We start from the raw sequence: 18,043 nt of genomic DNA on the forward strand, positions 1-18,043 counted from the left end.
GTCGGCGGCACCAGCACCGGCGTTCGACATTGTCGACCAGAACGCGTTGATGCCGCGGAAACCCCCGCTTAACGTTCCGGTCCAACATGCGGGCAGCGCAGCCCGCACCTTTCCGCTGCGGCTGCGCATCCCGCTGCACGCAGGCACGTCCCGATCGTGCGCAGGCATTTGCGGAGGGACCATGGTCGACCGGCTCAGAGCCCGCGGCCTCAGCGGCGAGATGGCCGCCGAGTTCGCGGGAACCTTCATCCTCATCCTGTTCGGCGTCGGCGTGGTGGCGCAGGTCAGCGCCGCCGAGGTCGGTGACCACAACAGCATCGCCTGGGCGTGGGGGCTGGGCGTGACGCTGGGCGTGTTCGTCTCGGCGAAGATCAGCGGCGGGCACATCAACCCGGCGGTCACGGTCGCCTTCGCCGTGTTCCGCGAGTTCCCCTGGCGCAAGGTGCTGCCGTACTCGCTGGCGCAGACCGCCGGCGCGTTCGCGGCCGCGCTGCTCGTGCGCTGGAACTACTCCGAGGCGCTCCGCAGCGCCGACCCCGGGCTGACCACCGAGACCCAGGGCGTGTTCTCCACCCTGCCGGGCAACGGCGAGCTCCCGGTCGGTGACCTCGGCGCGCTGCGCGACCAGATCATCGGCACCGCGATCCTGCTGTTCGTCGTCGTGGCGGTCACCGACGCGCGCAACGCCGCGCTGGCCGCGCACCAGGCGCCGGTCGCCATCGGGCTGACGGTCGTGGGCATCGGCATGGCGTGGGGCGCCAACGCGGGCTACGCGATCAACCCGGCGCGCGACTTCGGACCCCGCCTGGCCTCGTTCATCACCGGGTACGACACCGCGTTCCTGGACCAGTACGGGAACCCGTACTTCTGGGTCCCGATCGCCGGACCGCTGATCGGCGGAATCCTCGGCGTCGCGCTCTACAAGCTCCTCATCACCCGCTTCCTGCCACCGGAGGCCCCGGCACCGGCCAGCACCCGCAGCACCTCCGCCGCCGAACTCGAGACCACCTGAAGGAGACCCGACATGGCTGACTTCGTGGGAGCGATCGACCAGGGCACCACCAGCACCCGGTTCATGGTCTTCGACCACGGCGGCAACGAGATCACCCGCCACCAGCTGGAGCACGAGCAGATCCTGCCCCGCGCCGGCTGGGTCGAGCACAACCCCACCGAGATCTGGGAGCGCACCCGGGCGGTCATGGAGACCGCGATGACCAAGGCCGGCCTGCAGGCCGCCGACCTGGCAGCGGTGGGCATCACCAACCAGCGCGAGACCGCGGTGGTGTGGAACCGCAGGACGGGCAGGCCGTACTGCAACGCGATCGTCTGGCAGGACACCCGGACCGACAAGATCGCCGCCGAGCTCGACCGCGACGGCCGCGGCGAGATCATCCGGCACCGGGCGGGCCTGCCGCCGGCGACGTACTTCTCGGGCGGCAAGCTCCAGTGGATCCTGGACAACGTCGAGGGCGTGCGGGCCGACGCGGAGTCCGGCGACGCGCTGTTCGGCACCACCGACAGCTGGCTGCTGTGGAACCTCACCGGCGGCGTCGACGGCGGCGTGCACGTCACCGACGTCACCAACGCCAGCCGCACCATGCTGATGGACCTGGAGGCCGGGGACTGGGACGACGAGCTGCTGTCGTTCTTCGGGGTCCCGCGCAGGATGCTGCCGCGCATCCTGCCCTCGTCCGACCCCGAGCTGTACGGGACGACGCGGGTCGGCGGCCCGCTGGGCGGTGGAGTGCCGCTGGCCGGGGACCTCGGCGACCAGCAGGCGGCCACGGTCGGGCAGGTGTGCCTCCGGCCCGGCGAGGCCAAGAACACCTACGGCACCGGCAACTTCCTGCTGCTCAACACCGGCCACGATCTGGTGCGCTCGCAGCACGGCCTGCTGACGACGGTCTGCTACCAGTTCGGCGCGGACAAGCCTGTGTACGCGCTGGAGGGCTCGATCGCGGTCACCGGCTCGGCCGTGCAGTGGCTGCGGGACCAGCTCGGCGTGATCTCCGGAGCCGCCCAGAGCGAGGCGCTGGCGCGCCAGGTCGACGACAACGGCGGTGTCTACTTCGTACCCGCGTTCTCCGGCCTCTTCGCGCCGTACTGGCGCTCGGACGCGCGCGGGGCGCTCGTGGGGCTCTCGCGCTACAGCACCAACGCGCACGTCGCCCGCGCCACGTTGGAGGCGATCTGCTACCAGACCCGCGACGTCGTCGAGGCCATGGCCGCGGATTCCGGCGTCGCGCTGGGCAAACTGCGCGTCGACGGCGGTGTGACCGCCAACGAGCTGTGCATGCAGCTGCAGTCCGACCTGCTCGGTGTTCCGGTCTCCCGCCCGGTGGTCACCGAGACCACCGCGCTCGGCGCCGCCTACGCCGCCGGGCTGGCCGTCGGTTTCTGGGCGAGCACCGAGGAGCTCGAGCAGAACTGGCAGGAAGGCCGGCGCTGGCACCCGACCTGGACCGACGAGCAGCGCGAGAAGGGATACGCCCGCTGGCGGAAGGCGGTGTCCCGGACTCTCGACTGGATCGACGTCGACGACTGAACAGCCCCGAGCGGCGGCCCCGCCCGGGGCCGCCGCGTTCCCCGACCGGGAGGAGTGGACACGTGACATCCGCAGCCCTGGGACCCGAGCACCGCGCGGACGCGCTGCGCACCGCGCAGGAGACGGAGTTCGACGTGCTGATCGTCGGCGGTGGCGTGACCGGTGCGGGCGCGGCGCTGGACGCCGCCTCGCGCGGTCTGTCCGTCGCGCTGGTGGAGGCCCGCGACTTCGCCTCCGGGACCTCCAGCCGCTCCAGCAAGCTGATCCACGGCGGCCTGCGCTACCTCGAGCAGCGCGACTTCACCCTCGTCCGCGAAGCGCTCAAGGAGCGCTCGCTGCTGCTCAACCACCTCGCGCCGCACCTGGTGCGGCCGGTGAAGTTCCTGATCCCGCTGCGCCACCGGGTGTGGGAGCGCGGCTACATCGGCGCGGGCGTGCTGCTCTACGACACGATCGGCGGGGCGGGCGCGGTGCCCCGCCACCGGCACGTCAGCCGGCGCGCTGCGCTGCGCGCCGGGCCGAGCCTGCGGTCCGACGCGCTGGTCGGCGGGATCCAGTACTACGACGCCCAGGTCGACGACGCCCGCTACACCACGACGCTCGCGCGCACCGCCGCCGAGCAGGGCGCTACCGTGCTCACGCGGGCCGAGGTCACCGGCCTGCTGCGCGAGGGGCGCAGCGTCACCGGCGCGTGGGTGGCCGACCACGAGACCGGCCGGGAGTTCCGGGTGCGGGCGCGGAAGGTCATCAGCGCCACCGGCGTGTGGACCGACGACCTGGTGGCCGAAGCGGGTGCGGAACCCCCGTTCACCGTCCACGCGTCCAAGGGCATCCACATCACGGTGCCGCGCGAGCGGATCGAGCTGGACACCGGTCTGCTGATGCGCACCGAGAAGAGCGTGCTGTTCGTCATCCCCTGGCAGGACCACTGGATCATCGGCACCACGGACACGCCGTGGGAGCTGGACCGCGCGCACCCGGCGGCCAGCAGCGCCGACGTCGACTACGTGCTCGGCCACGTCAACGCGATGCTGCGGAACCCGCTGACCCGCGAGGACATCGACGGTGTTTACGCGGGGCTGCGCCCCCTGCTGGCGGGGCAGTCGGCGGAGACCGCCAAGCTCTCCCGCGAGCACGCCATCGCCGAGCCCGTCCCCGGTCTGCTGGCGATCGCGGGCGGCAAGTACACGACCTACCGCGTGATGGCGAAGGACGTCGTCGACACCGCGGTGCAGGGGCTCGACCGCGCGGTCGGCGAGTCCCGCACCGAGCAGCTGCGCCTGTTCGGCGCCAGCGGGTTCGCGGAGCTGTGGGACGACCGCCGGGAGCTCGCCGCGGGGGCGGGTCTCGCGGTGGAGACGGTCGAGCACCTCCTGCGGCGCTACGGATCGGGGATCCACGACCTGCTGGAGCTCATCGCCGAACGGCCCGCGCTGGGCGAGGCGATCCCCGGAGCGCAGGAGTACCTCGGCGCGGAGGCGCACTACGCGGTCACCCACGAGGGAGCGCTGCACCTGGAGGACGTGCTCACCCGGCGCACCCGGATCTCCATCGAGGGGCACGACCGGGGGCTGTCGGCCGCGCCGCGGGTCGCCCGCATCATGGCACCGCTGCTGGGGTGGACCGACGAGCAGTTGGAGCGCGAGGTGCGGCACTACACCGAGCGGGTCCAGGCCGAGCGCGCGGCCCAGAACGCCGCCGACGACACCGCCGCCAACGGCGCCCGCCTCACCGCCCCCGACGTCGCGGCCCTCGCCGACTGATCCGGCACTTCCGCGGCGGTGGGACTCCGAAGCGCGAAACCACCTGCGGTGACGGCGTTCCCGTCCCACCGCCCGCGGACCGGGGCGCTGCTCGGGTGCCGCGCCCGGCGGTTCCGGGGCGGGGTCCGACGAGGACCGGAACTCCGCCCTCATCCCTCGCTGACGGCGGGGGACTCGGGTTCGGATTTCTGAGCCCGCTCGCGCAGCGTTCCCAGGGTGCGCGTCAACAGGCGCGACACGTGCATCTGGGAGATGTCCATGACCCGGGCGATCTGCGTCTGCGACATCCCGTGCACGAACCGCATGAAGAGTATGCGCTTCTCCCGCTGCGGGACGTTCGCCAACAGCGGGCGCAGCCGCTCCGCGTCCTCGACCCCGACCAGATCGAGGTCGTCGACCCCGAGCGTGTCCCCGAGCGAGATCGACTCGGCGTTGTGGATCACCTCGTCGAGCGAAGAGCTCTGGTAGGCGTTGCCCGCCTCCAAGCCCTGGTGCACCTCCTCGAGCTCGATCCCGAGGTGGTCCGCGAGCTCGCTCGGCGCGGGAGCGCGCCCCAACCGCTGCGAGAGCGCGGAAATGCCCTTCGACACCTCCTGGTGGAGCTCCTGGAGCCTGCGGGGCATCCGCACCGACCAGCCCGCGTCGCGGAAGTGGCGCCGCAGCTCCCCGAGGATCGTGGGCACGGCGTAGGACGCGAAGTTGTTGCCGCGCCCCGGTTCGTAGCGGTCGACGGCGTTGATCAGCCCGAAGCGGGCGACCTGCACCAGGTCTTCGTGGGACTCGTCCCTGCCGCGGTAGCGGCGCGCGAGGTGCTCCGCGATCGGCAGGTGCCCCGTGATCAGTCGTTCGCGCAGTTCCTCGTGGCGTGCGCTCCCCGGCTCCGCGTCGGCGAGCTCGCGGAACAGCGGGAGCAGCTGCTCGTACTCGCGCTCGTGCGTTCCGGGTGGCGCCGTTCCCTCGTTGCTCATGCGGGCACTGCAGACGACTTCGACAGTTCGACGCGGGCCACGTACTCGTCCCCCTCGGTGCGCACGTCCGTCCACAGGGCATCGACCATCGCGCTGAGCACCTGCCAGCCGAACGTGTCCGTTCGGACGCCGTCCGCGGTGGTCGTGCTCGCCTCGGCGGCGAGGACGAACTCGCGGGAATCGAGGACCTGCAGCCGGCAGCGGATCGACGTGCCGCCGCTCGCGGCATCGGCGAGGCTCGTGCAGACCTCGTCGGTGGCCAACCGGATGTCGGCGATGGTGTCCACGTCGAAGTCCGCGCAGAGGGCGACGTCGCCGGCGAGGAGGCGCAGCATGCGGGATGCTCCTGCTGCGCCGCTGACGCGGACTTCAACGGTGCCGGGGCCGCTCGCGGCTCGAGGAGCGGGGAGGGGGTGTCGCGCTGACATCGACGCTCCGTTTTCCACGCAAGTTCGGGGTTCCACGCAAGTACGGGGTTCCGCGCAAGTTCGGGAGCTGGTTCCGTACCCGCGGACGGGGCGCTCCAAACCTCGCGCACCGCGGAGCCGCGCCCCCGGAGCGCCGCGCCCTCGGAGCACTGCCGACCGCGGTCGGCGCGGCGCTCCTGTTGGTGGCAACGGTCCGCACGAGCGCTCCTGAGGCGCGGGTGGCAGCACTGCCCGTTTGCGGCGCGAGTCACCTCGTGAGCACGCAGCGGTCCTGCCGGGCACTGCGGACCCCGGGGTCCCCACTCCGCGGACCGCGCGGGCGACCGGCGCGTCGCCCGCGTTTCGCCCGGTGCGCCGCGGGTACTCCAGCAGTGAGTACCGGTTGAGCAGCCAGCTGGCTCGAACATCAGCGATCGAGGAGATGCTGGCTGGCTGCGGGCGGGCCAGCACACAGTCACCGGAGCAGTCGCGATGCTGGAACCCGCCGATGCGAGGACGACGACGTGGAAACCGGCGGCGGAGTGGGAGCAGCTGCTGAGAGCTGCGCACGCCGCCGGGAAGTGGGCTGCCGGGGAACTGGCCCGGCGGTGCTCGTCCCGGCACCTGCTGCTGGGACGCGCGGGCACCGTGTCGGTGCTCATCGGAGCAGCCGAATCGCCCGTGGCCGCCTGGCTGCTCGAGCGCGGGCAGGGGTGGTTGCGGGGAGAGCACGTCGCGGTGCCGATCACCGTCGATCCGCGAGACCTGCACCCAGCGGCCGACGCCGCGGAGAAGGCGTGCTCGCTGCTCGTCGCGCACGCCTACGCGGCTGCCTACTCCACGGTCCTGGTGCAGGAAGCGGGCGTCGACGCGGACGTCGCCGTGGAACCGGCACCGAACCAGCCGTCCGCGTAGCGCTCCGCGCGCAGCGCCGCTCCGCGGGCCCTCCTGCCCCGCACCGCGGGGTGCGGGGATCGCGGAACGGCCCCGGTTCACCGGAACGGCCCCGGTTCACCGGAACAACGCCGCATAGCCGGTCGGCAACTGCGAGCGCAGGTCCTCGATCTCGCCTTCGGAGACGAATCCGGCGATCGTCCCGAGAACGGCCTGCGCGTGGGTGAGGGCCTCCTCGGGGCTGCATCCGCGCCCCTCCCGGTCGGCCACGCGCCGGAGGAAGTCGTCCAGATCATCGCCGGTCTCATCGGCCCCGACGTGCTGCAGCAGCGACTCCTGCAGCTCCTGCGGCAGCTGACTCGCCAGATCCCGGGGCTCACGCCCGGCGAGGCGTTGCCCGATCGTGGCCAGCACGATCTTCGTCGCCTGGTCGGCGTGCTCGCGGTCGCTGATCCCGCTCTGGTCGCTGACGACGGACAAGAACTGACCGTACTTCACAGCACTCCCTTCCTCTCGCGCCGGTTACCGTCGTGCGTACCCTGTGCACCCCGCTGCGAAACACCGGGCGGGGCACCGCGGCGGTCCGGATGCGCAACATCACCGCACTGCGCACGTTCCGCGCGGGCCCGCTCCGTGTCATCTTCGCCTGCGTACGCCCGTGCTCGTCCTGCAGGTCGACGAGCACCACAGCCACGCACCACCCCTGCAACCGGGAGGAGCCCCATGTCCTCGGAAGAACCCGACGAGCTGGGCACCGACTACAAAGGACGCGGCGATCTGCTGCGGGAGGACGAAGTCGAGCGCACCTTCGACACGATGGTCGCCCGCGGACGCCCGCGGTTGTTCCGCACGATCCCCGAACTCGTGGCCAGCGGCATCATCGCCGGCGTGGAAATCGCCCTGGGCGTGCTGGCCTTCCTGGCCGTGGAACAGGCCACCGGGAGCCAGCTGCTCGCCGGGCTGGCCTTCGGGGTCGGCTTCCTCACCCTCCTGCTGGGCAACAGCGAACTGTTCACCGAGGGATTCCTCGTGCCGCTCGCCGTCGTGCTCGCGAAGGAGGCCGGCTGGTGGCGGCTGATCCGCTTCTGGGTGCTGACGCTGCTCGGCAACCTCATCGGCGGGTGGGTGTCCATGTGGATGGTCATCACGGCGTTCCCCGAGCTGCGCCACCTCGCCGCCGAGACCGGCGCCAAGTACGCGGAGGCGGGGTTGAGCCTGCAGACGTTCCTGCTGGCGGTCCTCGCGGGCAGCACCATGACGTTGCTGACGCGCATGCGGCTGGGCACCGAGGACGACGTCGCCCGCGTGCTGGCGTCGATCGCGATCGCCTTCCTCGTCGCGGGGATGGGCATGTTCCACTCAGTGCTGGACACGTTGTTCATCTTCGGCGGCCTGCACGCCGGGGGCGACTACAACTACCTGCACTGGCTCGCCTTCTTCGGCTGGTGCGTGCTCGGCAACGCCGTCGGCGGGATCGGGCTCACCGCCTTCCTGCGCCTGGTCCGCAGCCACGTCCGGCTGTTCGAGTGGCGCCGCGCAACTCCCGCCAGCAACCGGCCGTGACCGCGGGTCCCGTTTGGTGTTCGGCGGTGGTGGGTACCGGATGATCAGGTGCTCGTCTCCCGGGACACGTCGCACCAGGCTCGGTGCTGTTCAGCGCGCAGCGGCAGCAAGCCCGGGGACCTCGGGGCACGGGGGGTTCGGTTCCAGCAGCGCCCGTGCCCCGCCCCGCACTCCACCCGCCCCGGTGCGGGGCCCGCATCGACGGGTGGGCGACATCCCTGTAACGTTCGTGGTGCGGTCGGTTGAGCAGACAGCCTGGCCAGCATTCCCAGTCGTGGCTGGGTGTCGCTGCGCCGCAGGAGTGCGTCGCTCCCACCGTGCTCTCCCCACGTGGGTCGCCAGTGCCCGGGCGGACGACACCCGCGTTCGGAGAGAGGTGTTATGACCGCGGCGCCCCGACGAACCGGAACCGGCGGTTCCGCACCGCAGCCGGATTCCCCCCACCCGGCCGAGCGGCCGGGGGCACCTCCCGTGCGGGCGGAGGAGCGCGGGCGGTTGCGGGTGCACTACCCCGCTGCCAGCACGGCTGTGCTCACCGTGAGCGGTGAGGTCGACGACGCCAACGTGGAGCGGCTGTCGAGCCTGGTGCACCAGCGGCTGAGCGGCCTGCTGGGAGCGCTCGTGCTCGACCTGTCCGGCGTGGGGTTCCTGAGCCTGTCCGCGGTGGAGGTGTTCACCCGGGCCGCCCACCGCGCCCGCGCCAACGGTCCCCAGCTGCGGCTGGTGGTCACCACGCCCGCGGTGCGGCGGGCGGTGCAGGTGGCCGAGCTGCAGCAGGTGGCGACCTGCTGCTCGAGCCTGTCGCAGGCGCTGTCCGACCTCCCCCCGGCCCGCACCGCGCCCGCGCCGCGCGACCAGCACGCCCCCGAGACCGCCTCGGACGCCCCGCGGGAAGGGGAACAACCTTGACCTCCCGGGACGCGGCCCGCTCCGCCGGGCCCCGCGGGTCCTCGCCGGTCCAGCGGGTGGAGAGCACCACCGACGCGCTGGACCAGCTGCTGGCGCTGCTGGAGCAGCGCCAGCCGTTGCGGACCGTGCTCGCGCAGCTGGTGCGCTCGGCCACGGCCACCATCCCCGACACCGGTAGTGCGACGGTGTCGATCCTGTGCCGCGACGGGAGCGCCCACACCGCCGCGGGCAGCCACGCCTGGGCGATGGAACTCGACGAGCAGCAGCACCGGGCCGAGGACGGCCCCTGCCTGCACGCGGCCCGCACGGGCCGGATGGTGCGGCTGGAGACCTCCGACGAGCAGCGGTGGCCCGAGTTCTGCCACGCCGCCCGCGACAACGAGGTCGCCGTCACCGTGGGGGTCCCGTTGCCGCTGGACGAGGACCTGGCCGCCACGGCGGCCGCGCTGAACCTCACCACCCCGCATCCGCACGCCTTCGACCCGCTCGACGAGGCCTTGCTGGAGCTGTTCACCAACGCCCTCTCGGCGGCCATCAACCACGCCTACCGCCACGCCCGCGCCCGCGAACTGGCCGAACAGCTCGGTCAGGCGCTGGAGCACCGCGACGTCATCGGCCAGGCCAAGGGCCTCCTCATCGCCCGCCACCGCTGCAGCCCCGAGCAGGCCTTCGACCACCTGCGCCGGGCCTCCCAGCACACCAACACCAAGCTCCACGAGGTCGCCGCGCGGCTGGTCGCGGACGAAAGCGGATAGCGCGGACGAAACCGGATGCGCTGCGCGAGCGCACCGCCGCCGAGGGACCGCCCGGCGCGCCAGCCCCTCGGCCCCGATCAACTCCCGGTACGATCGCTGCTGCACCTCGACCGCACCCGAGGCACCCGCGTCCGAAGCGAAAGCCCGTGCCCCCCGAGAAATCCCGCCGGGCCGGGGCAGCGCCGCTGTCCTGGTCCCACCGCGCCCGCCGCGCCGCGCTCCGGCTGGTCCGCGAGACCGCCGAGGTGATCACGCGGCACCGGATCGCCGGCCTCGCCGGCGAAGCGGCGTTCTTCACGCTGACCTCGCTGCCGCCGCTGCTGTTCGGCCTGGTCGGCACCCTGGGGTACCTGGCGAACGTGATCGGCGCCGACACCATCCGCGCCGTGCGCACCACGCTGGAGCAGGCCGCCGGCGCGGTCCTGTCCCCCCGGGGCATCGACCAGATCCTGCGGCCCGCACTCGACGAGGTGCTCACCACCGGTCAGGCCGGCGTCGTCTCGATCGGGTTCGTGCTCGTGCTGTGGTCGGGATCGACCGCGCTGCACGTCTTCATCGACGCGATCTCCACGATCTACGCACTCGCCGAGCAGCGCAGCCTCCTCCGGCAACGGCTGCTGTCGCTGCTGCTCTACACCACCGGGCTGCTCAGCGGGCTGGTGCTGCTGCCGCTGCTGGTCGTCGGGCCCGGCTGGATCGCCCAGCTCGCACCGGCGGCCTCGGTGCTCATCCACTGGCTGTACTGGCCCGGCATCGCGCTGGGCTCGATCGCCTCGCTGACCGCGCTCTACGCCCTGTCCGTCCCGGTGCGCACCCCCTGGCACGAGCACCTCCCCGGTGCCGTGCTCGCGCTGGCGCTGTGGCTGTTCGGCAGTTTCCTCCTGCGCCTGTACCTCGCCCTCGTCCTCGAGCACTCGGCCGTCTACGGAGCGCTCGCCGCCCCCATCGGCCTGCTGTTCTGGCTCTACATCACCGCCTTCGCGGTGCTGCTCGGCGCGGCCACGAACTCCGAGCTCGACACCGTCATGCCCAACCGCGCCACCGCGCGGGCGCGCGCGGAGCTCGCCACCCGGGCGGGGGCGGACGCGGGGGACGACGCCTCTTGACCGGGGCTGGTCCCGTGAGCGGCTGGCGGCGTTCCGGTCAACTGCCAGGCGGTTCGCGCCCGCTCCGCGCAGCCCCGCGGGCGCGGTGCTGCGCTGCGCCCGCTGCGCAGGCCTCGGCGCGCAGCGGGTGTTTACGAGTCCGCCGCGTGCGGTAGGCAACGGGCGAGGAGGGTGTGATGACCGAACAGGTTCGACTGCTCCCGCTCGGCGGGCACGAATACGCCGCGGAAGTGCACGAGGCGGGTGAGACCACCGAGCACCGCGTCGTGGGCGCGCAGGAGGTGCGCGACTCGCTCGACCTCCCGGAGGAGGACGAGGAGCGGTTCGTGACCGAGTCGCTGCGGTACTTGCTGCAGGAACGTCCCGTCACGGCGTTGCCGCACGACATCGACCTCAAGCGCGTGCACCAGGACGACCCGGAGTTCCTCCCGGAGATGCGCTCGCGCATCTCCGAATAGGACGGTGCGGGTGCCGGGCGGCCGCTGGAGGTTTCCGCGGTGGAAGCGCGGCCGATCACCGGGGACCTCTGAGCGCGGGGACCGAGCGCCGTGTGCCCGGTACCAGAGCCGCAGGGATCACCCGCCGCCGCAGAGGCGCTCGACGGCGTCGGCCGCGGCCCCGGTGCCACCGTCGCGGCGAACCCCGCTTTGCAGCACGCGTGCCCGCTCCGCTTTGCCCAACGCGGATTCGACGGCGGCGCGCAAGTTCGCGCCGCCCAACGGTTCGCCGGGTTGCGCTCCGGCGCCGATCTCCACGAGCGCGGCGGCGTTGAGGAACTGGTCGACCGCCTGCGGCAGCACCACGGTGGGGACCCCGAACCACAACGACTCCGCCGCGCTGCCCATCCCGGCGTGCGTGAGGAACACCGACGCGTGCGCCAGCACGTCCAGCTGCGGCTGGGTGCGCGCCGCCCGCACGCCGGCCGGCAACGGCCCGAGCGAAGCGGGGTCGACCTTCCCGGTGGCCAGCACGACCCGGTAATCACCGGCCAGTTCGTCGACGCACAGCCGGTAGAGGTCCGGCCGGTCGGTGTAGCTCGTGCCCAGCGACACGTACACCAGCGGCCGGTCGTCGCCGGGTTGCGGCGCCCAGCCCGTGCGGCGGGCGGGGTCGATGCACGGGCCCGCGAACACGTACCGGTCCGCGACCCGGTCGGCGTGCGGTTGCAGCGCCTTGGGGATGAGCACCACGCAAGCGTCGGGCCTGCCGAGGAACTCGTCGGCGTCGATCTCCATGCCGTTGCGGGACAACCAGGAACGCAGCGTCGTGTAGTAGTGCTGCCCGCTCGGCGAGGCCTTCAGCCGCGCGGTGTGCTCGGCCATCTCGTCTTCCATGCCCTCCCACGCGACGTAGGCGGTGGAGAGCTGGACGGCAGGCACGGCCCAGTGATGCGCCGCCACGCGGCCCGCCAGCCCGCCGATGTCGTAGAGCACCGCGTCCGGTTTGGAGATCCGCCGCAGCATCGGCTCCAGCACGGCCATCGCGTCGTCCAGGAACACCCGCATCGCCGCGCCCGGGTCCTCGGGCCAGTGCTCGTCCGCGTCCGGCATGACCGACTCGTGGGCGATGACCTCGGCGCCGGTCGCGGCCACCAACTCGGCCAGTCGGTGGCCGACGACGTAGCTGACCCGGTGCCCCCGTGAAACCAGCTCGGAGATCACCGCGAGGCCGGGGTAGACGTGGCTGGGCGCGGTGACACCGGCCATCACGAGATGCATAGGATCGTCCCCACCGACGTTGTGCACTGCTGGAATGTTCCGCCCCACGAGCTGCGGCCGTGCGCGGACCCGCCGCCCGCACTCGGCAAACCGCGATCTGCCTCGAGGGCGCAGCGTACCGCCGGTTCTGCACGAAGTGCGCCCGACCGACTGCGCCCCGGAGGCGTCCCCGTCCCCGCCCGCCGGGAGGCGTGCCCGCGCAAGGCCGGGGACCTCGGCGTCACGCGGCCCGCGCCGTCGAACGGGGTCGCGAAGCTCGAGAACGCCTGGGCTGGGCGCTGTTCGCCGCCGACCTCTCCGCCCTCACCACGAGCATCAGCCAGGTCCGAGCCCGCTGCGAAGCGCGCACCCGCTTCAACCCGGTGCCCGGGCCGGGCTTTCCGCTCTGCCCGATGCGGCAGCACGGCATCGGGGTCGAAACCGACTGCCTGCGACGTGTTCTCGTGATTCCTGCGCGCACAGGCGAGCTACGAGACCGGTGCGAAGCGGTGCCCCCGCGCAGCGCTGCGGCCAGCGGGCACGACGAGAAAGCCCCGCCGCAGACCGAAATCTGCGGCGGGGCTTCCTGCACGTCCTGCTGTGGAGCTGAGGGGAGTCGAACCCCTGACCTTCTCGATGCGAGCGAGACGCGCTACCTCCTGCGCTACAGCCCCATCCCGCGACCTCGCGGTCACGCACCGCCCGGCCCGGCCGATTGACCCGGCCACCTCACCGGGTGACCCCGCCGAGCGGTATCCACCACCGTAACGAACGTTGGCAGCGGGGTGACAACCCGGGGTCCACCACCGCCGCGCCGGGCTCGTTCCCCCTGCGCAGCAAGGCCCTTCGAGTCTCCGGACCTGCCTCCGGCCGTCCAGCGGCCCGGGCGCTCGGCCATCCGCGCCCAGAAGCCCGGCCTCCGGCAGCCCGGTCGCCCGGCAGGCGCTCCAGCGCTGCCGGGCGACCGGGCGTCGGGCGGACCAACCCGGGCGGACCGGTGTCGAGCGCTACAGCGCGATCACGCCGAGCAGCACCGCCACCAGCAGCATCACGATGCTGAAGGCCCACATCGGCAGGAACGAGTAGCGGATGTGCTTGCCCATGTCGACACCGGCGAGGCCGATGCCCAGCCACAGCGAGGCGTTGAACGGGCTGATGTAGGTGCCGATCACGTTGCCGATGAGCACGGTGTAGACCACGGTGACCGATCCGATGCCGAGCTGCGTGGACACGTCGTGCACCAGCGGCAGCAGCGCGAAGTAGTGCGCGTCCGTGCTGAGCACGAGCTCGAACGGCATGCCGAGCACGCCGACGATCAAGTGCAGGTAGGGCACGACCGGATCGGGCAGCACGGCGATCATGTCGCTGGCCAGCGAGCGCAGCATGCCCGACTCGGTGAGGATGCCCAGGAAGCACCCGGCCGCCAGGATGATCGCACCGGTGCCGAGCGCACCACCGCCGTGCGCGCGGATCCGCTCCATCTGGTCGGAGACCTTCGGGTAGTTGACCACGAGGGCGGCGCTGAGGCCGAGCATGAACACCAGGCCGGACGGCAGCACGTCGGCGACGAGGACACCGAGCACCGCCAGCACGAGCAGCCCGTTGAACCAGGGCAGGTAGGGCGGCTGCAGCTTCTCCGGCTCGCCGGACCCCGCGTCGGCACCGCCGGGGCCGACCGCGGAACCCCCGCCGGTGGAACCGCCCGCGGAGCCGGGATCCTCCCCCGCCTCGGCGGGACCGCCCGCACCGCCGCCGGCACCGGCCATGGCGGGCGTCTTCACCGCGGCGCGGCGGGCGATCCTCCGCTGCTCCCGCAAGCCGAGCAGCACGGCCATGCCCGTGAGCAGCACGACGCCGACGACCTGCAGCGGGATCAGCCCGTGCCAGAGCTCGATCGGGTCGTGGCCGGTCGAGGCCGCGGCGCGGCCGACGGGCCCGCCCCAGGGCAGCATGTTGAGGATCGCCATGCTGGTGCTCAGCAGCAGCATCAGCAGGTACGGGCTCATGCCGAGCCGCTTGTACAGCGGGAGGAGCGCGGGGATCGCGATCAGGTACGACGACGCCCCGGAACCGTCCAGGTGGCAGACGACGCCGATGAGCACGGTGACCACGGCGACGCCGACGACGTTGCCCCGGCTCACCCGCACCATCACGTTGATCAGCGGGTTGAACAGGCGGACGTCGTTCATGATGCCGAAGAACAGGATGGCGAACACGAGCATCACGGCGACGCTGAGCACGTCCTCCAGTCCGGTGTTGAAGAACTCACCGATGTCGCTCGGGCTGAATCCGGCGAGGAAGGCGCCGACTGTGGGAATCACGGTCATCCCCACGACCGGGGCTATTCGGCCGAGGATCAGCAGCGTCGCTATCGACGCGATGATCGCGAAGCCGATGATGCTGAGCATGTTCGACTCTCCTGCGCGTGTCGTTCGGGAACTCGCGGATCGACCGCACCGGGAGGCCTGCGTCACCCGGGTGTACGGCGATTTGCGACATCCTGAACCGCACGTGTCCCGGATCACGAGCTTTGTGTGCATTGGACCGGTAATGGTCGTATTGGTCCCGCAGAACCCCTTGCCGCGTACGGTGGTGACCTCATGACGAAGCGCGTTCGCCGCCGCGCACCGCTCCCGCTGACCCGGTACCTGTTCCTCGTGAACGCGGCGCTCCTGGTCGTCACGCTCGTCGCCGCCGGCTCGCTGTGGACGCTCCACGAGTACCGCGACGTGCGCGCCGAGTACACCCGGCGCGCGATGACCCTGGCGCAGTCGGTGGCGGCGCTGCCCCAGGTGCGCGGTTACCTCGCCGATCCGCAGCACCGCGGCGAGATCGCCCCGCTGGCCGCGCGGATCCGCCGCGCCGCCGACGTGCGCTACGTCGTCATCGTCGACTCCGACGGCATCCGGCACTCGCACCCCGACCCGCGCGCCATCGGCGGCCACCCGCACACCGACCCGGCACCGGTGCTGGCCGGCAACACGTGGACGGGCGTGGAGTGGGGCCCGGCCGGGCTCACCCTGCGCGCCCGGGTCCCGGTGCGCGACGAGGCCGAGGAGGTCGTCGGCTACGTCTCCGTCGGCGTGCTGTCCTCGCGGGTGACGCTGGCCGCGCGGAACGCGCTGCCCGTCATCGGCACGACCCTGCTGCTCGCCCTCGCCCTCGGCGCGGGTGGCGCGCTGTGGATCTCCCGCAGGATCCGCGCGAAGACGCACGGCCTGGAACCCGCCGAGATCACCGAGCTGCTGGAGAGCCGCGAAGCCCTGCTCTACGCCATCACCGAGGGCGTGCTCGCCGTCGGCGCGGACGGCACCGTGCTGCTGGCCAACGACTCGGCCCGCGAGGTGCTCGGGCTGCCGCGGGACTGCGTCGGCCGCACCCCGCGCGAGCTGGGACTGGACGAGCAGCTGTGCGACGTGCTGAGCGGTGCCGACACCCGGGAGGACGTGTTCCTCGCCGTCGGCGGGTGGCTGCTCGTGTGCAACCCCAGGCCGGTGCGCATCGGCGAGCAGGGCACGGGACGGCTGGTGACGCTGCGCGACCACACCGAGATCGTGCGGCTCGGCGGTGAGCTGGACGGCGTGCGCACCATGGCCAACGGCCTGCGCGCGCAGACCCACGAGTTCGCCAACCGCATCCACACCGTCACCGGCATGCTCGACCTCGGGGCCGTCGGCGAGGCCCGCGAGTACCTGTCCGAGCTGTCCGCCACGACGACGCGGGCGAGCACGTCCGTGTCCGAGCGCGTCCACGACACCGCGCTGGCGGCGCTCGTGCTGGCGAAGTCGGCGCAGGCCTCCGAGCGGGGCGTGGAGTTCGAGCTCGCCGCGCTCAGCGACGTGCCGCGGGAACTGCCGCCGCAGCTGCGCGACGACGTGCTGCTGATCGTGGGCAACCTGGTGGACAACGCCCTCGAAGCCGTGGACGGCTCCGGCTGGGTGGAGCTGCTCGTGCGGCTGCACCGGGACGGCGAACCGCTGCTGGAGATCCGCGTCACCGACTCGGGCCCGGGCCCGGCTCCCGCGGTCGCCGAGGAGGTGTTCGCCGCCGGGGTGAGCACCAAGGGGAGCGGCGGCACCGGCCACCGCGGCCTCGGGCTCGCGCTGGTGCGGCAGGCCGCACAGCGGTGGCACGGGTCGGTGGACGTGGACGCCACCGAGGAGACCGTGTTCAGCGCCTACCTCCCGGTGCGAGAGGATGCGCGCTAGCACGCCGGTAACGTCGCCGGCCGCTGCGCACGTCCGCGCGGTGCCGGTGGCGGCCGCCGTGCCGTCGGAAGCCGCGCCCCTCGGGGGCAGGACCCGTCGGAAGCGGGGACTCCCAGCGGAGGGCCCGCGCGGACGCCGCGCAGGAGGTGAGAGCCGGTGCTGTCGGTGCTCGTCGTCGACGACGACGCGCGCGTGGCGCGCAACCACCGGGATTTCGTCGCCTCGGTGCCGGGGTTCGCGGTGGTCGGCGTCGCCCACAGCGGCGCCGAGGCGCTGCGCGCCGTCGCCGAGCACCAGCCCGACCTCGTCCTGCTCGACCTCTACCTGCCGGACATGTCGGGCATCGACGTGCTGCAGCGGCTGCGGGCGCCGGACGAACCGGGCCCGGGCACGCCCGTGGACGTGCTGGTGATCACCGCGCTGCGCGACATCGACAACGTGCGCGCCGCGCTGCACGGCGGTGCGATGTACTACCTGCTCAAACCCTTCAACCTGGACGCGCTGCGGGAGCAGCTGGACCGCTTCGCAGCGGTGCGCGACAAGCTCACCGGCGTGGAGCAGGCCACCCAGCGGGACGTGGACCGCGTGTTCGGCGTGCGCCGCCCGACCTCGCGGACGAGCCTGCCGAAGGGGCTGACGGCGGAGACGGCGCAGCTCGTGGCGGAGACGCTGCGCGCGGCCGAGTCCGACCTGTCGGCCGTGGAGGTCGCCGAGCGCGCCGGCATCGCGCGGGTGACCGCGCGGCGCTACCTCGAGCACCTGTGCGCCGACGGGCAGGCCGCGCTGCGGATGCGGTACGGGTCGGCCGGGCGGCCCGAGCACCGCTACCGGTGGGTGCGGTGAACCACGAGGAAGTGTCCCCGGAAACGCGGGTGGGTGCGTAGCAGGACCTCCGGGGAAGCCCCCGCTCCGGGTGCTCGACATCGAGCAGCCGCCGCGACACGGGATCTGGCCCCGTTCGCGATCGCGCGTCGCAACATGTAGTGTGCTCGGTGCTGGTGGTTCACGGGGCCGGGAACGGTCCGGTGAGGCGAGAGGGAACCCGGTGGGAATCCGGGACTGCCCCGCAGCGGTGAGCGGGAACGACCGCCGTCACCACCCCCGCGGTGGTGCAGCACTGGACGCACGTCCGGGAAGCGACGGCCAGTAGGGCCGGCCGAGCGCCGGAAGCCCGCGAGTCCGAAGACCTGCCACCGGTGTGCGCGGGAGAACGCGCACGCACGCCGGG

The 18,043-nt window shown here is 72.5% G+C and carries 16 protein-coding genes, 1 tRNA gene and 1 riboswitch; of the genes, 11 read left to right on the top strand and 6 right to left on the bottom strand.

Going from position 1 to position 18,043, the window contains the following annotated elements:
- Positions 1 to 181 precede the first annotated feature (181 nt).
- The 3 genes from ACYVJE_RS01620 (at position 182) to glpD (ending at position 4,308) form a co-directional block, all read left to right on the top strand.
- On the top strand, positions 182 to 1,012 hold the full coding sequence (locus ACYVJE_RS01620; protein WP_461142930.1) for an MIP/aquaporin family protein: 831 nt from the start codon (positions 182 to 184) through the stop codon (positions 1,010 to 1,012).
- A gap of 12 nt (positions 1,013 to 1,024) precedes the next feature.
- Entirely contained in the window at positions 1,025 to 2,545 is a 1,521-nt protein-coding gene (gene glpK / locus ACYVJE_RS01625) for a glycerol kinase GlpK (protein WP_459158298.1), read from the top strand.
- 62 nt (positions 2,546 to 2,607) lie between these two features.
- The gene (gene glpD / locus ACYVJE_RS01630) at positions 2,608 to 4,308 is read left to right on the top strand and encodes a glycerol-3-phosphate dehydrogenase (protein ID WP_461142931.1); all 1,701 of its coding nucleotides are present in this window, start codon (positions 2,608 to 2,610) and stop codon (positions 4,306 to 4,308) included.
- A gap of 149 nt (positions 4,309 to 4,457) precedes the next feature.
- Here glpD and ACYVJE_RS01635 read toward each other — a convergent pair whose 3' ends face one another.
- Together ACYVJE_RS01635 and ACYVJE_RS01640 are read right to left on the bottom strand one after the other, a co-directional pair.
- Entirely contained in the window at positions 4,458 to 5,276 is an 819-nt protein-coding gene (locus ACYVJE_RS01635) for a SigB/SigF/SigG family RNA polymerase sigma factor (protein ID WP_461142932.1), read from the bottom strand.
- Positions 5,273 to 5,611 carry an ATP-binding protein gene (locus ACYVJE_RS01640; protein WP_461142933.1) on the bottom strand — a complete coding sequence of 113 codons (339 nt, stop codon included), beginning with the start codon at positions 5,609 to 5,611 and terminating at the stop codon, positions 5,273 to 5,275. Before ACYVJE_RS01640 ends, ACYVJE_RS01635 begins: the two co-directional genes overlap by 4 nt.
- 564 nt (positions 5,612 to 6,175) lie before the next feature.
- On the opposite strand from ACYVJE_RS01640, the gene ACYVJE_RS01645 reads away from it, so the two are divergent.
- Entirely contained in the window at positions 6,176 to 6,598 is a 423-nt protein-coding gene (locus ACYVJE_RS01645; RefSeq protein WP_461142934.1) for a hypothetical protein, read from the top strand.
- 96 nt (positions 6,599 to 6,694) lie between these two features.
- Here the strand turns inward: ACYVJE_RS01645 and ACYVJE_RS01650 are convergent, their stop codons facing one another.
- A complete protein-coding gene (locus tag ACYVJE_RS01650; protein ID WP_461142935.1) occupies positions 6,695 to 7,057 on the bottom strand; it encodes a DUF2267 domain-containing protein in 363 nt (120 codons plus the stop codon).
- Positions 7,058 to 7,300: 243 nt separating this feature from the next.
- Here ACYVJE_RS01650 and ACYVJE_RS01655 point away from each other — a divergent pair, with 243 nt between their 5' ends.
- From ACYVJE_RS01655 to ACYVJE_RS01675, 5 genes are all read left to right on the top strand, one after another.
- Positions 7,301 to 8,140, top strand: coding sequence for a formate/nitrite transporter family protein (locus ACYVJE_RS01655; RefSeq protein WP_461142936.1), 840 nt, complete (start codon positions 7,301 to 7,303; stop codon positions 8,138 to 8,140).
- A 501-nt stretch (positions 8,141 to 8,641) separates the two neighbouring features.
- The gene (locus tag ACYVJE_RS01660) at positions 8,642 to 9,049 is read left to right on the top strand and encodes an STAS domain-containing protein (RefSeq protein ID WP_461143149.1); all 408 of its coding nucleotides are present in this window, start codon (positions 8,642 to 8,644) and stop codon (positions 9,047 to 9,049) included.
- A complete protein-coding gene (locus ACYVJE_RS01665) occupies positions 9,046 to 9,804 on the top strand; it encodes an ANTAR domain-containing response regulator (protein ID WP_461142937.1) in 759 nt (252 codons plus the stop codon). The genes ACYVJE_RS01660 and ACYVJE_RS01665 overlap by 4 nt, the downstream gene beginning before the upstream one ends.
- A 146-nt stretch (positions 9,805 to 9,950) precedes the next feature.
- Positions 9,951 to 10,910 carry a YihY/virulence factor BrkB family protein gene (locus ACYVJE_RS01670; protein ID WP_461142938.1) on the top strand — a complete coding sequence of 320 codons (960 nt, stop codon included), beginning with the start codon at positions 9,951 to 9,953 and terminating at the stop codon, positions 10,908 to 10,910.
- Positions 10,911 to 11,086: 176 nt separating this feature from the next.
- Positions 11,087 to 11,368 carry a hypothetical protein gene (locus ACYVJE_RS01675; RefSeq protein ID WP_459158290.1) on the top strand — a complete coding sequence of 94 codons (282 nt, stop codon included), beginning with the start codon at positions 11,087 to 11,089 and terminating at the stop codon, positions 11,366 to 11,368.
- Positions 11,369 to 11,485: 117 nt separating this feature from the next.
- Here ACYVJE_RS01675 and ACYVJE_RS01680 read toward each other — a convergent pair whose 3' ends face one another.
- From ACYVJE_RS01680 to ACYVJE_RS01690, 3 genes are all read right to left on the bottom strand, one after another.
- Positions 11,486 to 12,616 carry a macrolide family glycosyltransferase gene (locus ACYVJE_RS01680; protein ID WP_461142939.1) on the bottom strand — a complete coding sequence of 377 codons (1,131 nt, stop codon included), beginning with the start codon at positions 12,614 to 12,616 and terminating at the stop codon, positions 11,486 to 11,488.
- A gap of 592 nt (positions 12,617 to 13,208) precedes the next feature.
- Positions 13,209 to 13,281 (bottom strand) — tRNA-Ala (locus ACYVJE_RS01685).
- Between the two features lie 333 nt (positions 13,282 to 13,614).
- On the bottom strand, positions 13,615 to 15,015 hold the full coding sequence (locus ACYVJE_RS01690) for a CitMHS family transporter (RefSeq protein ID WP_461142940.1): 1,401 nt from the start codon (positions 15,013 to 15,015) through the stop codon (positions 13,615 to 13,617).
- 192 nt (positions 15,016 to 15,207) lie between these two features.
- Between ACYVJE_RS01690 and ACYVJE_RS01695 the strand changes: the two genes are divergently transcribed.
- Complete coding sequence (locus tag ACYVJE_RS01695; protein WP_461142941.1) at positions 15,208 to 16,815, top strand: ATP-binding protein; 1,608 nt, start codon at positions 15,208 to 15,210, stop codon at positions 16,813 to 16,815.
- Positions 16,816 to 16,971: 156 nt separating this feature from the next.
- The gene (locus ACYVJE_RS01700; RefSeq protein ID WP_459158286.1) at positions 16,972 to 17,658 is read left to right on the top strand and encodes a response regulator; all 687 of its coding nucleotides are present in this window, start codon (positions 16,972 to 16,974) and stop codon (positions 17,656 to 17,658) included.
- 136 nt (positions 17,659 to 17,794) lie between these two features.
- A riboswitch (cobalamin riboswitch) is annotated at positions 17,795 to 18,024 on the top strand.
- The last annotated feature ends 19 nt before the right edge of the window (positions 18,025 to 18,043 follow it).

This window comes from Salinifilum aidingensis (genome assembly GCF_054782015.1).

Coding starts and splice junctions, on each gene's coding strand:
- ACYVJE_RS01620 (WP_461142930.1), top strand. CDS start 182: ATGGTCGACCGGCTCAGAGCCCGCGGCCTCAGCGGCGAGATGGCCGCC.
- glpK (WP_459158298.1), top strand. CDS start 1,025: ATGGCTGACTTCGTGGGAGCGATCGACCAGGGCACCACCAGCACCCGG.
- ACYVJE_RS01635 (WP_461142932.1), bottom strand. CDS start 5,276: ATGAGCAACGAGGGAACGGCGCCACCCGGAACGCACGAGCGCGAGTAC.
- ACYVJE_RS01640 (WP_461142933.1), bottom strand. CDS start 5,611: ATGCTGCGCCTCCTCGCCGGCGACGTCGCCCTCTGCGCGGACTTCGAC.
- ACYVJE_RS01645 (WP_461142934.1), top strand. CDS start 6,176: ATGCTGGAACCCGCCGATGCGAGGACGACGACGTGGAAACCGGCGGCG.
- ACYVJE_RS01655 (WP_461142936.1), top strand. CDS start 7,301: ATGTCCTCGGAAGAACCCGACGAGCTGGGCACCGACTACAAAGGACGC.
- ACYVJE_RS01675 (WP_459158290.1), top strand. CDS start 11,087: ATGACCGAACAGGTTCGACTGCTCCCGCTCGGCGGGCACGAATACGCC.
- ACYVJE_RS01680 (WP_461142939.1), bottom strand. CDS start 12,616: ATGGCCGGTGTCACCGCGCCCAGCCACGTCTACCCCGGCCTCGCGGTG.
- ACYVJE_RS01690 (WP_461142940.1), bottom strand. CDS start 15,015: ATGCTCAGCATCATCGGCTTCGCGATCATCGCGTCGATAGCGACGCTG.
- ACYVJE_RS01695 (WP_461142941.1), top strand. CDS start 15,208: ATGACGAAGCGCGTTCGCCGCCGCGCACCGCTCCCGCTGACCCGGTAC.